Origin of the sequence: Paenibacillus qinlingensis, from assembly GCF_013204845.1 — a bacterium.
Lineage (GTDB): Bacteria > Bacillota > Bacilli > Paenibacillales > NBRC-103111 > Paenibacillus_E > Paenibacillus_E qinlingensis.
Genome location: NZ_JABMKY010000006.1, coordinates 120,867 through 136,975 on the forward strand (window position 1 = coordinate 120,867; position 16,109 = coordinate 136,975).

Below are 16,109 nucleotides of genomic sequence, written 5' to 3' on the forward strand. Positions count from 1 at the left end.
CTTATGTTCCTATCATTATGGACAATGGGAGTCGTTCTTATAATATATAGTCTTAGAATGAACTTTTGGATCGGCATTACGTTGATTTTCGGGGGAATGGCGAGTTTTACTTTTTCCATTCATTTGGTGATCATGCCATTTATTTTACCCCTAGGATGGTTAACACCTTCCATAAGCTCACTGATATATCAACTCAGTGTCGTTGCTATGAGTATCTATTTCTACCTTTTTCCTTTTGCCGCTTGTATGGGAGCGTTATGGATCGGTGCTATTGAATCCTTTAAAAAGAGGCTGCTGGTATCGCTTCTACTTTCGATACCTGCTATTGTGGTACTATTTTCTGATAATCTAAGTACTACACCTTGGGGGAGCTTCGATATCAGCACATTCCGGTGGTGGGCCGGCTTTTATCTCCTACTAAGCTATGTATTCTACTATGTCGCCTTCAGACGAGCCACGGAGTATCACGAAAAGAGAAATAAAAAGCGGGTGGGCATCCTTTTCACTATTGGTACATTGTGTGCATTCGTATTTGATTTTGTGGGGTTTCGATCGTTGACATTGAGAGAGTGGAATTTTCAACTGGAGAGTAATGGGGCGTGGAAATTTAATGTAGTGGTTATTCTTGGTCTTGTAGCTATCATTATTTTCTACTCCGTGAAGTATGGATTTCTTGGCATTAAACTAAGAATAGAACGCGATAAATTGGATTATTCGATGAGGGCACTGACAATGGGGGTCTCTATTCTTAATCATTCCATCAAAAACGAGATTCAAAAAATCAACTATTTAACGGAGAAAACGGAGGGTTTCATTCACGCTGGCCAGACAGAAAAGTCCTTGCAGGCAATCGAACAAATTCATTCAGTCTCCGCTCATCTGTTAAGTATGGTTGGGAGAATTAAGGATAAGGCGGAAGACATCTTATTAAGTGAATCCCAAATAGAAGTGAAGAAGCTATTGGCAGAAGTTATTTTGCCGATGCAACCGCTTCTAGAAAGCCGCTCCGTCGAGATTATATGGAAGCAGGTGGAAGCAGGTGATTTGATTTGCGATACGATACATATGAAGGAGACTCTGTCCAATCTCATTCATAATGCCATGGATGCGCTGGGATCAAGGGGGGGCATCATTACACTGCAAGCTCTAAAAGCCAAGCGTTATTTCATCATCGAGGTGAAGGATAATGGGGTAGGCATACCAAAGGATCAATTGACCAAGATCTTCGAACCTTTCTACACAACGAAGAAAAATTCCCATAATTATGGTCTAGGATTACCTTATTGTCTGTCGGTCATGAGGAAGCACGGAGGTAAGTTGGACATTGCAGAAACAGAAATGGGGAAGGGGACGACAGTCATTCTGCAATTTCCAATTCAACGATATGTTGATTAGTTATTTTAATTTCCTTTAAAATAAGTCAACTTATCCTTGATACTCTTCAATTGTGATTTGATCGTGTTCGTTGATTTATGAAGCCTATCTGATATTTGCTGTTTGCTAAGCCCTTCCTTTCTAAGGTCAAATACTTCTCTCTCCATAGGAGACAGATCCATGAGCTGGATTTCACTGCGCATAATACGAGCGGCGTCCGCATGGATGGTTGAACGATCCACATATGCTTCTCTTATAGCACGTACGATATCCTTATAGCTTACTTTTGTGATGTAATTAAGCGCACCAAGTTGGAAAGATTTCATAATGACATCCCGCTCAGTTAAAGAAGTAAGCATGATCACTTTAATCCCATGTTCATAGAGCTTCGACAAGATTTCCTTCATAGCCTCCAACCCATCCAGGTTGTTTCCGGTTAAATTAATGTCCATCAAAATAATATCTAATGGATATCGAAAAGCCGCATCAACAGCTTCTTCCTTCGTGCCAGCAACAACAACGACCTCGATATCTTCTTCCTCAGCCAAATCTGAACTTATGTTCTGCTGCCAAAAGAGATCATCTTCCACAAGCATGACACGTATGCGATCCATCTATTTCCCTCCACCTATAAACATCTATGAATTATTCCTAGTATAACAAAGTAAACCCCAGAGCTGGTAGGGTGATTTTTTTTCACCCTTGTTCACTAAAGGGTGAAAAAAGTTCATCCTCCTCAAGCGTTCTGTTGCGCTGTATACTACGAAATGTGCCCAGTGAGGATTACTGCCTTATGGTGTAAATATAGATAATATGAAATGAGGAGAAATTTAATATGAATGCAACAATGGAGAAGTTACAGCCCCCCCAGGGACCAAAAGGATCTTTGCTTGGCGGGAATTTGATGGCATACCGGAATGATCCGCTCGGATTCTTAACAGGATTGCAAAAGGATTACGGAGGAGTGGCTAAAATAAGATTTGGTCCACAGACAATGTACGTTATTTATGACCCGGCGCTTCTAAAAGAGGTCCTAATAACAAAACAAGAGAATTTTATTAAGTTAAAGGGTTTTCAAGAGGCGCGTCTTTTTGTTGGAGACGGGCTAGCGACCAGTGAGGGTGAGAAGCATAAGCGGATGAGACGTACCATGCAACCGCATTTTACGAGAGCTCATATTCAGACTTATGCTAAGCAAATGGCACAGATTGTTCGAAGTGAATTAGATACTTGGAAATTAGATCAAGAACGCATGATCACGGATGATATATCGAACATCACTTTTTCAATTATTGCTAAAACACTTTTCAGTTTAGACGGAAATGATCATTCTCGTGCAATCAGGGAGCCGTATGAGTTAATTAATCGGATGTGTTCTGAACGGATGCGTTCGCTTATGGCGGTACCTCTGTTCATTTCAACCGCGAAAAACCGAGCCTACAAAGATGCGCTTCAAGCACTCGATTCTGCAGTGTATTCGATCATTCAGCAAAGAAGATTGAATCCTGAACAAGGAAATGGCGATCTTCTTTCTGTGCTACTTACGGCCAAAGATGAAAATGGAGCCGGTATGAGTGATAGGGAGCTGCGTGACGAGTTGATGATTATGTTTATCGCGGGGCATGAAACTTCGGCAAACGCGTTATCATGGGCTTTTTCATATATCTTGCAACAGCCAGAGGTTGAGTTAAAACTTTATGAAGAGTGGGATCGTGTACTTAGAGGAAAAGATCCCTCTGATGCGGATTATATGCAGCTTACTTATACGCAAAACGTGCTATGGGAGGCGATGCGATTGCGATCACCAAGCTTTTTTACGGGACGTTCTGCAACAGCGGATGTTGAGATCGGGCATTTTACAGTAAAGAAGGGGCAGTCCATTCTGTTTAGTCCTTACGCGATGCATCAGAATCCTGAATATTTTCCGGATCCGTTATCCTTTATTCCGGAACGGTTCGAGAATGATTTCGTGAAACGGATACCGCAGTTTGCTTATATTCCTTTCGGCGGTGGGCCGCGTGGTTGTATAGGTAGTCATTTTGCGATGCTAGAGATGGTAATTACTTTGTGCATGATTGGGGAGCGTTATCGGCTCCGCTTAGTTCCAGGTCAGTTACCAATCGAAATGGAGCCGTTAATGACATTACGTCCTAAGAATGGCATTAAGGTGATTTTGAGAGAACATTAAGTGGAAGAGAAGAGCTATAGAGCTACATATCGTCTAAAAATAAACTAGGTAAGGAGAATTACTTATATGGATATTCAAGCTGAATTTGGATTTCGCTGCAAACAACTCCGAGCTCGATCCGGCATGTCACAGGAAATCTTGGCATTTAGAGCAGGACTTGATCGTACCTATATAAGTAGTGTGGAACGGGGTGAACGTAATGTGAGCCTTGTAAGTATGGAGAAAATTGCTTCCGCGTTCCATGTATCTCTTGGTTATATGTTCTCTATAGAACGATTCTCCGATACTCCTGCCTATCAACGGCAAGATTTCATAATTCCTCTCTCAGAACGATTTAAATACCATGTTGATTTTGAAAATAGAATATTATCTTTTCAGATCAGTGGATTGTTGAATGGGGAGCATGCTGAATACATGTCGAAAACTTGGTTTAAATTAATTGCTTTATTTGGGGATGAAGACGTAAGTGTGTTTTTCGACTATCGAGGTATGAAGGCTTCTGATGGTGATCCTGCGGTCTTCTTACCAGAGGTTGCAGAAAAGGCCGGTTTGTTCCAAAAGAAACTAACTTCAAATATAAATCGCATGGTAACACTATGTAATTCTGAATACATGATGCAACAATTAAATCATGTTTCGGCGATGAGCAATATTTTGGATAAATCACTAAACATATTTGGACACAATAATCAAATGATTGAAAATGCTTATGATCTCTTAGGTATAAACGATAACAAACTTATAAAAATTGTAGTGTAATCCACTCCAACTAATTAGAGAAGAAGCACGATGTGTGCACATATTATATATGCAAAGATAATAATAACTAAATAAAGGGGCAGCTTTCCGCTGGTGCGGTAAGTTGGTTCTTTTAGTTATTGAAATTTATGTTAGTATGCTCGATCAGTTTCAGATCCCGTTTGTACCCTAAGGTGATTGGAGAAAAGTTATGAAACCTAAATTTATCGTATTGGATCTAGATGGCACCCTTCTAAATTCAAAAAAGCAAGTATCTCAAAGAAATTTGTTCGCTTTGCAGAAGGTGAAAACTGAGGATATTCATATTATTTTTGCAACAGCCCGTCCTCCAAGGAATGTGAAATATGAAGATATAAATTTGTTTTCTTTTGGAACGGTGGTTTTTTATAATGGTGGATTATTTCAATGCAATGTGACAAATCGGGAGATTCATTATTCAATATCTAAAAAATTAGTTGCTTCTATTTTCGATTATTGCCTATCGGTAGACCCTGAATCCAATATGAGTGTTGAAGTCAAAGATGAATGGTTCACCTATAAATCGTTGGATTATCGAGAAATGATGAAGATTACAAAGAACCCAACAATTATTAGTATAGAAAAACTAAAAACCTTTGATTGTACGAAAATTCTTATAACGGATTGTCATGATTCTGAACATATCATGAATAAGTTTGGAGACCAGGTAAATATTATAAGTACAGATGATGGGAAGTTAATTCAAATAATGTCTTTAGAAGCGTCAAAAGAAAATGCTGTTAAGTATTTAATTGAATCGCTAGGTTATAAAATGAGTGATGTCATGTGTTTTGGAGATGACTTCAATGATTTAGGATTGTTTCAATCCTGTGGCAGTTCAATAGCGATGGGGAATGCAATTAAAGAATTAAAAGAAATTGCATCAGAAATAACAGAAACGAATGATAATGATGGAGTTGCTTTAATATTAGAAAGAATCCTGGGTATCTCGCAAATGCAGGGTAGCTTGAGCTAACACCTACTTACGCTGCAGGTCATTCCGCTGCTATGTTTGAATATGATTACATCCATTGAAATTATCTATCTACGGGTTGAATAGGCTGGTGCAGCAAATAAATTAGGAATAATCTACCATGAACGGACTGAGAACTAACCGTTGAAACTGATGATCACGAAATCATTGTTGCTAATGGAGCCACTCATATGGCTCCATTTTTCTTGAAGAATCTAGTTTGCTCCCTGTTTATTATTTGAAGTCTCCCCGGAAAGTCGGAGAATTAACAAGTAAGGGGCAGATTAGTTTAAGGATGATATGCCGAGCCTTATTTTCGGTAGTGGTAAGGAGTAATTCAGATAAAGAAATGACCGGGCTGCTCACCTGGTCATTTTTTGTTCTCATGCACGCTGAATCAATCGATGAAAAATCCTCCTTTATCCATTTTGCATATCATTTCGCATGTTCCTTCCAAGTTCGTATCCGAATGTTTGAACACAAATTGAGTGAGAAAATACTGTGATTTGTTGACATTTGTAATAATCATAATTATAATCAAATTAAAGAATGAATCGTCATTCTATACTTGAAAAGAGGTTGATCATTGTGTATAAGACTTCAAAAGAGACTCAAGACCGTAAGGATGCCAAACGCCAATTAATATTGGATACAGCTGCAAAAGTCTTTGCTAATAGGGGGTATCATAATACGACAGTAAAAGACATTGTTGAAGAGGCGAGTATTTCTGTGGGAAGCTTCTATTTTTATTTTAAAGGAAAGGAGGAACTGTTTGCCGAGCTCTACCTCAATATTGTAAAGGCTTTTCAAGATACTGCTCAGAAGGTTTTAGATATAGAAAACTATAATCTTGCAAAGAACTTTACACGTGTGATTTCAGCTAATCTTTGGATGTATCAAAGCAACCGGGAATTGGCAAGGATTATGTTGGTTGAAGCTGTAGGCCTTAATCCTGAATTTGAGAAAAAAAGGTCTGATAGCGTAAGAGAGTCTTGTAGGACAATGGAAGAATGGTTTAAGAGGTTTAAAGTTCATAACCCGGTAAATATTCCGGACGAAAGAATAGCAGCACTTGCTTTTGAAAGTTCTTTTTACTATCTGATCCTTGATTGGTTAGAAGGTGACGAAGCAGTAGAACTTACAGATTCGTCCTACGGATTGTCAATATATAATCTGCAAGCATTGAAGGTAACTTTTGAAGATGAAGATATCAAAATGTATGTCAAGGAAGTATTGGATGAATTAAAATGGGTTCAAAATCCCTAAAATGCACAGAAACGAGGAATTATTTTGAATACTCAGTTTGGAAAAGATTTAACCACAGGCAGCATACCGAAACACCTGATTCAATTTGCATTGCCTATACTCATCGGCAATCTGGTATCTACCGGCTACAGCGTCATCAATACCATTTGGGTAGGGAAACTGCTTGGCAAAGACGCTGTAGCTGCAATTGCAGTGAGCTTCCCGATTTTTCTTGCGATGGTTGCACTCTGCTCTGGCGCGACCCTTGCAACCTCCATATTGGTTTCCAAAGCATATGGAGCGAAAGACAATGCTATGATTCAAAAAACCGTAAATAACTCATGGGCAATTGCTATTGTGATGATTCTGATCGTTACTTTAGGTGGGCTGCTGCTATCCGAAACCATGCTCAGAATGATCGGGACACCTGAAGATATCCTGCAGCTTGCAACAGGATACTTGAAAATAAGTTTTTTGAGTTTTGCAGGACTCTATATATCCTACTTAATTTCTTCAGTTTTAAGGGGAATCGGGGATACGGTAATCCCTTTAATATTTATTATCGTATCTACAGTTATAAATGCAGTGCTTGACCCTCTCCTTATTATGGGTGTTGGATCAATACCAAGATTGGGGCTTAATGGTGCAGCTCTTGCCTCATTCATATCCTCCGGGGCAGCTACGATTATGGGATTCATCTATGTAAAGTATAAATATAAGAAAGAACCGATAAATCCTTCAAGGTTTTTATTTGAGAGAAAAACAATTATGGAAATACTAAAGATAGGATTACCTTCATTTATACAGCAAATGCTGGTTTCTATGGGGTATGCGTTTATGACTATTTTTGTAATCCGTTTTAGTGCAGCTTCTATTGCGGCTTTTGGGGTTGCCAGCAGGATAGATTCGATTGTTGCAATGCCTGCGATAGCGATGATGATGGCAGCCTCCACGTTAACCGCTCAAAACATTGGAGCAGGGAAGTCAGAACGAATCAAGGACATATTTAAGTGGGGAATCATTATTAATATACCGGTGATTGCTGCAATTTCCGTATTATGTGTCAGCTTTCCCGGAACGATCATGCGCATATTTGTAGATGAGGCGGATGTCATACAAACAGGGATAGAGTATTTGAGGATTGTAGGAGTAGGATATCTATTCATGATCATATTCTATGTATCCAATGGAGTCATAACCGGAGCAGGTAAGGCTATTTCAATAATGGTCATTTCGTTTATCTCACTTTGTGTAGTAAGGATTCCGCTTGCAGGTTTGCTATCGCATACGAGTATGGGGATACACGGTATTTGGTTCGCCATCGTTATCAGTTTTGCTGTAACTACGATAAATAGTCTTTGGTATTATTTTTCAGGAAGATGGAAAAAAGATGTTTTTATAAGTAAAAAGCTTAACTAGCAGGTTTTATGAGTTCTGCTTGGCAAATACAATGTGTATCTATCATTTATTCATTAAATTAGTAAATAACTAAATAACTAAATATAAGATGGAAAGTGTGGGGAAAATGAAAATACCAATAACTTTAAAACACAAGCCGGTTGTGGTATCGGAAAATTATGAGCAGGTTGACGGCCGATACGCCCGGAACTCAGATGCAAAAGGCCTGTCCCTGGGATTGGCCCAGTGGAATGATAGGGGAAAGGTCGATATCTCAGCAAAAGTATGGAGATACACAGGGGAAAAATGGTCAAGGCAGTCGGAGGAGCTACCTATTCACCGTGTTCTTGACCTAGCCATTTTGATTTGCAGAGGCAGCTTATTTTTTCAAGATGCCTATCGGTTCCCTAAACTATATGATCCCGATAACACCACGATTGACCGTATTGGGCTGCAAGGGGATGCCTTGAGTGTATCCGTTTGTGCAGAAAATCCCATGATTGATAATGATATTAAGCTGTTCGCTCAAGCACTTAGTGATGATGGCGAAATGATTGGAGAACGACTTCGTGTATTATCCCGGCTATTAGAAGAAATGGGGTATTAAAATGTTTGAAGAGAGGAAATGTTATGAAGAACTATGAAGAATGTATGTTGACTCCTACAAGAAAACTAACTGATGTAGAAAAAGAACTTGTTTGGAAAAAACCAATATCTCATAAAGTCAGCGAAGAAGAACTGCGAATTTGTAAAGAAATAAAGCGCAACTGGAATAGTGGGGAATTGAAAATCGCCAACATTCTGTTAGAGGGTGACGCCGGTTCTGGTAAAACACAACTTGCAAAAGCATTGTCGGCTAATTTTAGGCTGCCCTATACGAAAGTGACTTGTTTTGCCGATATGGACAAATCGGATATTATTGGCGCTATTTTGCCGGTTATTTCATCTGAACGTTTAGAAAAGATGGAACCTTTAGAGCAAAACGTTTTAAAAGTACTATATGAAAGCGATGGTTTTCAAAGTGCAACTGAGATATTGATGAACGAACTGGGGGATACACAGGAGCAGGCTTCCTTAAAGATGAAGCAATTACTTAAGATAGTTCCGCAAAATACCGAGGACGAAGTGATTGAGTATCGATTTTACCCTTCCGAAATCGTAAGAGCTTATCAAAAAGGCTATCTTCTGGAAATTCAAGAGCCAACCGTTATCCGAGATGCCGCGGTGCTTATGGCACTCAACTCTGCCTTAGAGCTGGATGGCAGCATTAATCTTCCCACAGAGATCATACGCAGACATCCAGATTTTATAGCGGTTATCACAACCAACCGCAGTTATGCAGGAACCAGACCGTTAAATGAAGCACTGCGTGACAGGGTTCAGCACACGGAAAAGATGGACCTGCCAACAAAAGAAATAATGATTGAACGGGCAATTTCCAAAACCGGTTATGAGGATGAAAAGGTGTTGGATGTTTTAGCAGATATCATTATTGTTTTGGACAAAACTGCCCGGGTCAATGCGATTAAAGGTGTTGCTGGAATGCGTTCCTATTTCTACTGGGCGGATGCGGTTGCGGGAGGTGCTTCAGCAAAAGAATCCCTTTATCATAAAGTCATCTACAAGATAACTACGGATTCCGAGGAAATCAAATTATTGGAAGATGCGCTGAAAAGCCGTGGTTTATTAGCTGGTTTAGATAAAGTTGAGATTGAATTAAAAAAAAAAGAATATTTGATGAGGTAGAGATTAGAACATGGGGAAATATCGAAGACACTGATAATAGCCACGTCAAGAAGGAAGAGGAGCAGGGAATTGCATTAAAAAAATCTGCGGATAGTGAGGAAAGTACATCCAGTGTTTCTGATGATGCCGCCGATATGGAAAGTTCAGATTTGGGAGAGGAGGGTACTCCCAAATATCATCAGGCAAATCCTGAAACATTTTCAGACGATGCGAAACAAAAAGCTCGGGATTTCCGTAAAAAGCTGAATCGCGACGCAAGGGAGGTTGTGTCCGATTCTATTCATAAAAGTGTGAAGCTCATTGTTCATCGTCCGGATTACGGTTTTGAATCCCAAGAGGAATATAACAGTATATGTAAGGAAATTATGCCAGTCGTACGGGAGATTGCCAGAAAAACCCTTCCGCTGTTGGAACATGAAACTTCTTTTGAATTTGCTAGGAATCAATATTATGGCAGCAAATTTCAAGCGGATAGCGTTGCGTATCAGGATTATAGGTATTTTGCCAAGAAACTTCCTCCAACAGAATCTCCTTCCCTTGTGGTCGGTATTAGGGTAGATGAGTCAGCATCTATGGCTGCTTTTGGGAGATTAGAAGCTGCAAAACGTGCGGTGATAGCCGTTTATGAATTTTGTCAAATTTGTCATATTCCCATATTAATCTACGGGGATACGGCTGATGCTTCCAAATTGGAGCAAATGTCGATTTATGCCTATACCGATTTGGATCAAAGTGATGCTAATGATCGATTCAGACTTATGGGGATTCGAGCCAGAAGTAATAACCGAGACGGGATGGCTCTTAGAATTATGGCAGACCGTTTAGCCGGATCACCTAGGCAGACAAAATTATTGATCAGCATAAGTGATGGGCAACCGAAGGCCATGGATGATTATACCGGAAATTATGCAATTAAAGACATGCAGATGACCATAGCTGAATATGAACGGAAAGGAATTACATTTCTTGCAGCCGCAATTGGCCAGGACAAAGATGTGATTAATCAAATTTATGGGAACGAGAGATTTTTGGATATTACAAATCTAACAGATTTGCCCGCAAAGTTGGTTCGGATCATCTCCCGGTATTTGTGATTACTGCAAACTTTTATAGAACCTGAAAGGAGAGACATTCATGGATAAGAGTAAGCGCAAGGAACTGCAGGAAGAATTCAAGCAAATTAAGACCTATATGGGTGTCATACAAATATTAAATAAGGTCAACGGCAAAATTTACATTAGTAGTCATTCCAACATAAAAAACAAATGGATGACCATACAAATGCAACTGGACAATGGAAGGTTCGCAAATTCCCAATTGCAAAAAGATTGGAAGGAATTGGGTGCTGATTCTTTTACCTTTGAGGTGCTGGAGGAGAAAGAAACGGGTGACGTTTCAGACATAAAGTGGGAACTTAAGCAGATGGAAAAGCTGTGGCTGGAAGATTTGCTGCCTTACGGAGACAGAGGATATAATAAGCCGCCTACGAATAAATAGCTAGAATAAGGAGATAAAGACCCTGTATTACTCTAGCGCCTATACAACTGTCGAATGATTTCAGTGAGGCAGGAGAAGCATTCTTGGCAAATACAATGTGTATCTTCTTCTACTAAAATAATGTTTAATCAGGGGGTATCTATGAATAACTATCATCTACTTGAGATCGAGTTCGAGAATAATGGACAAAAACAGTTCATCACTCCGACCATTATTCGAAATGACTGCGATACGATTCTCATCGACTGCGGTTATCCGAATTTTATCCCTCTCCTTGAAGAAGCCGCTAACTGGCATAATATCACGTTAGATTCGATTACCAAATTGATCGTGACGCATCATGATATGGACCACATCGGTTCACTCGCAGCGCTGAAGCGGAATTACCCACACATCGACATTATCGCACACGAACTTGATGCACCATACATTGAAGGGGAAAAAAAGTCGTTGCGGCTTGAACAGGCGGAATCAACCTTTGGCACTTTACCGGATGAAGCTAAACCGCAAGCGGAACAGTTTATTCGCTTTATACAGTCGATTGAGTCGGTTCCTGTTGATCGGACTGTTTCCAATGATGAGCGGCTTCCTTGGTGCGGTGGCATCGACATTGTTCACACGCCCGGTCATATGCCTGGCCATATTTCGTTGTTTCTTCCTGCCTGCAAAACGCTGATCGCGGGGGATGCCGTCGTCATCGAACAGGGGAAGCTCAATATCGCAAATCCCCAATTCACATTAGATTTGGATGAGGCCGTACGCTCTGTCCAGCGATTGCTTAATTATGACATCGAACAGTTAATTTGTTATCATGGTGGTTTATTCAATGGCGATGTAAAGCAAGCGCTGCGACAACTTATTCATAGATATACGTCAGGCCAGCTATACGCCAAATCGGATTAAATGGTTAGCTACGCTAATGCAAAACGATAGCACAATAAACAGGGAGCAGATTGCCGCGGCAGCTGCTCCCTGTTTTCAGGCTGTAATGTTTGCTTAATATCATAAAAGTGCAGGGCAGTTTCATTCATTAGCCGCAAATCATTTATCTCGAAACGTTAACTTCTACCTTAATTCCCGATATCGTTACCGTTCTGTAATCTTCATCTTTCAAACACATATAGTTTTCCGTTTTCTGGATAAGAAAATCCGGGGCCGTTGAACCCTCTTTTTCGCAGTTCTTTGCGCATTTCCCTCATAAGAGAGCCATGGCTTACAATTAATATTGATTTGTGTCTGCCGGTAGCGATTTGATCCAAAATTTCGCTGATTCTCTGCTGTGCATTTTTAATTTGCTCCCGGCTTTCATGATTTGTAAGTTGTTTGAGTTTTACGGCGACGGCCCACCATATAAAAGGCATTTTGAGATTTGTAGTAAATGTAGGCAATGGTATCTCCCTTAATTTGCTGGACTCTATCACTTCTCCTCTGTAAGTTTCCTTTGCCGTTAGGATCGCTCTTAGCATGTCGCTAGAGTAACATATTTCCCAATCAATATCACTCAAATCCACGTCTTTTACAACAACATCGGCTTTATCATAATCTGCGAACCATTTAGTCACCACATCTTTCGACACGAACCTTTGATTCGGGTATGCTAGTTTGACTTCAAAGTGTCGAAGAATTCCAATTTTCATATAAAAAACCTCCGTTTATGACTTTTTTAGTTTGTATAGTCATATAAAACCAAAAAAAATTGCTGCATAAAGCAGCCATTTCCTTTTCTTTTATACTTTGTTATTATGATTATAAACGATTTTGTGACTAAATGTCCATATTAGGTCATATATAATCAAAGGAAGGCTGGCCTATCTTATGCCAAAATTCACGGAACAAGAAAAAGAACACATTCGTCATTCACTCTTATCAAACGGCAAGGCTTTATTCGCTGCACAAGGTTTATCCAAAACCAGTATAGATGAGATCGTGTTAGCATGCGGAATTGCAAAAGGTTCTTTTTACAAGTTCTTTGCGACAAAGGAAGAGTTGTATTGGGATATCCTAATGAACGAAGAAACGATTCGAAACCAACTTCTACAGGAACTCTCCAAGCAAGATCGTTCCCCTAAAGAATTGGTAGTTGGCTTGCTCAAGCGTGCCTTTGAGATGGCTGACAAGAACCAATTTCTGCAGCCGATCTTCGAGAAGGGTGAGTACGAACGTCTCCTTCGTAAACTGCCTGAACATATTCGAGTGCGTGCCTCCGAAACGAATCGATCTACTGGTGCTGCGGTCATAAGAAATCTCATAAATCGGGACCAGCTCTCCGAGGAAGATCCTCAAGTCATTTCGGGGATTCTTCATGCGGTAATGCTACTTCGGCTGCATAAGGAACAATTGGGTGCTGACTTGTTTCCGTTAATTATCGATCGAATAATCGATTACGTGGCGGAAGGACTAACAAACGGAAATAGTGACAATATCATTATAGACCCACATCAATGAGATGTGGGTCTATTTTGGTTCTGGACACCCTCAAAAAAATGTGGTTTTAGAACGGATGTCCAATTGGTTCCCTTTTGGGGGGAGCGAACTTTGAATTAGTTGAAGCGCGACTCCTGTCTAAGCAAGCACTGGGATTTCATCGAGAGCTCGGTATACCCTTTTCCCATTGGCCTCTGCAGTACTTACCATTTCATCGGCACCCTTGGATGGTCCTCCTATTCGAAGAACGGCGTCGCAATGGGATAACAGCCGAACGGACGATGGGTGAAACATTCGTTCAAATATCTCATCTCCGATTCGGCGCGAACCGGCTGTTTCCATTAGAGGCAGAGCGTACCATTCGCCGAGGACGGGCATATGCCCCATCTCATAAACGCGCAGGGCCGTTTCATTCATTAGCCGCATATTGGCTTCGATTAACGCCTTGTCGTCTCCCGTGTTGGAACGATAAGGCCCGGCTATTAAGATATGTTGAGGCTTGCTTATAGATGGAAGCAACCCGTGAAGCTGGGCATATTGCAGTAGCATAATCGTTTTCGCATCCCGGATTTCACCGTTCTCCACCTTCTGCAAGGCTTGATTGAAGGGCAGTTCCAGCACTTCAATCTCTTCTTGTTCTTTTTCTACGCCTCCGCCAAGGCCAGTATGCATATGCGGTGTATATTCGGCCACGAAAAAATATAATATTTCCGTAACCGATCCTGGGGACATATAAGCCTCCCCAACCTTGTGAATATTTGAAACTCGGTATCCTGTTTCCTCTTCTGTTTCACGGCGAATACACTCTTCTGGCGAGTCCTTGTCCAATAGCCCGGCGCATGCCTCGATAAGGATTCCCGTTTCATTTCCGTTTAGATAAGTAGGCATTCGAAATTGTCGGGTCAGAATGACGGTTTGCATATCCCGGTTATACAGCAGAATGACCGCGCCATTGCCGCGGTCATATGCTTCTCTAGCTTGCGTTTCCCAGCTGCCATCTCGCTTTTGATAGTTGAAGGTCATTTTTTTTAATACGTACCAATTGTTCGATAAAATCTCTTCTTTCACCATTTCAATTTTCGGTCTCATACGTATTTCTCCTTATCTTTCTAATTTTTTCTGGCCAAAAAGAAGCCTGAGTCCTTCGTGATGTAGAGACTTCCTTTTTCCTCTATCTTTTCCTGTAAATAAGTTGTGAATTGGTCGAGCTTAGCTCCGACAAGAACCTTCCGCGCATTCATTGGCGTTGATGTAATGTACTGGATGAGCGGCTGCACATCGTCTATCTGCATGTGATCCTCGAACCGGATCAATTCGATCTCCGTAAATGAGGTCTGCAGCTTGTCTTTCCCGTTATCAAGCTGGAAACGTTCCATTACTGGATCAAGTACTTGAATGTGCGGATCGAAAGATCGGGTCAACTGCTCGATCTCTTGTAAATGACTTTGGCTCATTGTTGAGGCGTACAAGCAGCCCCGAGGCTTGAGCACCCGGTGCATCTCTGAAATGGCCAGATTCATATCAATCACATGATAAAGCATGTGATTGGCAATCACGATATCGAACTCGTTTTCGTGGAAAGGAATTGACTGTGCGTCGGCAAGAAGGAATTTGAACTGCCTGCTGTGCGCACCCAAACTAATTTTTGCTTCCTCAAGCATCCCTGCTGACAGATCGGTAAGCGTTATGCTCCAGGTTTTTGGAACAAGGTTCGCATTCCTTCTCCATAAAGCTGCATCACCACAGCCAAGCTCCAGTATCTTTAGATGGGGGAGGGTGCCCAAATGCTCAAAAAACCACCGGTGCCATCCGACCTTGTTCCAGCTAAAATGGTCGTATAACCGTATTCTCGCCTGCAGCCGAACCGCATTATGGTACTGTTCACTCCAGTCCTTTTCCTTTTGAATCGCTTGGATTATGTCCGCTAAATCTTCCCAATCTACTTCATGAGTCTGTTCATCCGGAATACCCAATGCTTCTTCAATCGCTTTGGATACGTATTTCATATGGGAAATTTTGTGTTGGATTATTTCCTTTTGCATCTTCAAAGAACTTCCCAAATCTTGTTCAGGGGCGGTGTCATTTATGATCAATTCTTTGATCTCGGCAAGGGACAACCCGATGTACTTTAGCATTTGGATTTTTTGCAGCCGGGCCACATCGTCTTTACTGTAGAGTCGGACGGAAGCATGATTGTATTGTGTCGGTTTTAGTAAACCGATCTTGTCGTAGTAGCGAAGCGCTCTCAGGGTCATCCCGGTTCGCTGCGCGAGTTGGCCCGTTGTCAAGTACTGGTACTCCTCCAGATTCAAGCATTCTTCCTCCTCTCGTGATTCTATTATATCCGGTGACGCTACGTCACCTTCAAGGTTTATTTATGAGCCTTGAATAATGGACAGATTTCCGTTGATCTGTTATAAATATACGTTCTCAGTTACATATGATCCATAATATTTCCCCTCTTTCGAATTGAGTCCCTTCTCCCTA

General features: G+C 40.9%; 16 protein-coding genes. 12 read left to right on the plus strand and 4 right to left on the minus strand.

Annotated elements, in window-relative coordinates:
* The first annotated feature begins 555 nt into the window (after positions 1–555).
* Positions 556–1,395 (plus strand): sensor histidine kinase, encoded by an 840-nt coding sequence (locus tag HQN88_RS13920; protein ID WP_173112667.1) that lies wholly within the window; start codon positions 556–558, stop codon positions 1,393–1,395.
* Positions 1,396–1,400: 5 nt separating this feature from the next.
* On the opposite strand, the gene HQN88_RS13925 is transcribed toward HQN88_RS13920, so the two are convergent.
* Positions 1,401–1,988, minus strand: coding sequence for a response regulator transcription factor (locus HQN88_RS13925; protein WP_173112670.1), 588 nt, complete (start codon positions 1,986–1,988; stop codon positions 1,401–1,403).
* 221 nt (positions 1,989–2,209) lie between these two features.
* On the opposite strand from HQN88_RS13925, the gene HQN88_RS13930 reads away from it, so the two are divergent.
* The 10 genes from HQN88_RS13930 (at position 2,210) to HQN88_RS13975 (ending at position 12,101) form a co-directional block, all read left to right on the plus strand.
* Positions 2,210–3,562 carry a cytochrome P450 gene (locus HQN88_RS13930; RefSeq protein WP_173112673.1) on the plus strand — a complete coding sequence of 451 codons (1,353 nt, stop codon included), beginning with the start codon at positions 2,210–2,212 and terminating at the stop codon, positions 3,560–3,562.
* A 66-nt stretch (positions 3,563–3,628) separates the two neighbouring features.
* Positions 3,629–4,321, plus strand: coding sequence for a helix-turn-helix domain-containing protein (locus tag HQN88_RS13935; RefSeq protein ID WP_173112676.1), 693 nt, complete (start codon positions 3,629–3,631; stop codon positions 4,319–4,321).
* 190 nt (positions 4,322–4,511) lie between these two features.
* Complete coding sequence (locus HQN88_RS13940; RefSeq protein WP_173112679.1) at positions 4,512–5,315, plus strand: Cof-type HAD-IIB family hydrolase; 804 nt, start codon at positions 4,512–4,514, stop codon at positions 5,313–5,315.
* A 585-nt stretch (positions 5,316–5,900) separates the two neighbouring features.
* A complete protein-coding gene (locus tag HQN88_RS13945) occupies positions 5,901–6,578 on the plus strand; it encodes a TetR/AcrR family transcriptional regulator (RefSeq protein WP_173112682.1) in 678 nt (225 codons plus the stop codon).
* 24 nt (positions 6,579–6,602) lie between these two features.
* Positions 6,603–7,976: an MATE family efflux transporter gene (locus HQN88_RS13950; protein WP_173112685.1), complete on the plus strand. Its 1,374-nt coding sequence runs from the start codon at positions 6,603–6,605 to the stop codon at positions 7,974–7,976.
* Positions 7,977–8,082: 106 nt separating this feature from the next.
* Positions 8,083–8,562 (plus strand): DUF6530 family protein, encoded by a 480-nt coding sequence (locus tag HQN88_RS13955; RefSeq protein ID WP_173112688.1) that lies wholly within the window; start codon positions 8,083–8,085, stop codon positions 8,560–8,562.
* A 23-nt stretch (positions 8,563–8,585) separates the two neighbouring features.
* Positions 8,586–9,701, plus strand: coding sequence for an AAA family ATPase (locus HQN88_RS13960; RefSeq protein ID WP_173112691.1), 1,116 nt, complete (start codon positions 8,586–8,588; stop codon positions 9,699–9,701).
* A 134-nt stretch (positions 9,702–9,835) separates the two neighbouring features.
* Complete coding sequence (locus HQN88_RS13965) at positions 9,836–10,795, plus strand: vWA domain-containing protein (RefSeq protein ID WP_173112694.1); 960 nt, start codon at positions 9,836–9,838, stop codon at positions 10,793–10,795.
* Positions 10,796–10,835: 40 nt separating this feature from the next.
* Positions 10,836–11,198 (plus strand): GIY-YIG nuclease family protein, encoded by a 363-nt coding sequence (locus HQN88_RS13970; protein WP_173112697.1) that lies wholly within the window; start codon positions 10,836–10,838, stop codon positions 11,196–11,198.
* A gap of 141 nt (positions 11,199–11,339) precedes the next feature.
* Positions 11,340–12,101: an MBL fold metallo-hydrolase gene (locus tag HQN88_RS13975; protein ID WP_173112700.1), complete on the plus strand. Its 762-nt coding sequence runs from the start codon at positions 11,340–11,342 to the stop codon at positions 12,099–12,101.
* A 200-nt stretch (positions 12,102–12,301) separates the two neighbouring features.
* Here the strand turns inward: HQN88_RS13975 and HQN88_RS13980 are convergent, their stop codons facing one another.
* Positions 12,302–12,835 carry a histidine phosphatase family protein gene (locus HQN88_RS13980; RefSeq protein ID WP_173112703.1) on the minus strand — a complete coding sequence of 178 codons (534 nt, stop codon included), beginning with the start codon at positions 12,833–12,835 and terminating at the stop codon, positions 12,302–12,304.
* Positions 12,836–13,013: 178 nt separating this feature from the next.
* On the opposite strand from HQN88_RS13980, the gene HQN88_RS13985 reads away from it, so the two are divergent.
* A complete protein-coding gene (locus HQN88_RS13985) occupies positions 13,014–13,643 on the plus strand; it encodes a TetR/AcrR family transcriptional regulator (RefSeq protein WP_173112706.1) in 630 nt (209 codons plus the stop codon).
* A 117-nt stretch (positions 13,644–13,760) separates the two neighbouring features.
* Here the strand turns inward: HQN88_RS13985 and nudK are convergent, their stop codons facing one another.
* On the minus strand, positions 13,761–14,711 hold the full coding sequence (gene nudK, locus HQN88_RS13990; protein ID WP_173112709.1) for a GDP-mannose pyrophosphatase NudK: 951 nt from the start codon (positions 14,709–14,711) through the stop codon (positions 13,761–13,763).
* A 20-nt stretch (positions 14,712–14,731) separates the two neighbouring features.
* Complete coding sequence (locus HQN88_RS13995; RefSeq protein WP_246320237.1) at positions 14,732–15,934, minus strand: MerR family transcriptional regulator; 1,203 nt, start codon at positions 15,932–15,934, stop codon at positions 14,732–14,734.
* Positions 15,935–16,109 lie beyond the last annotated feature (175 nt).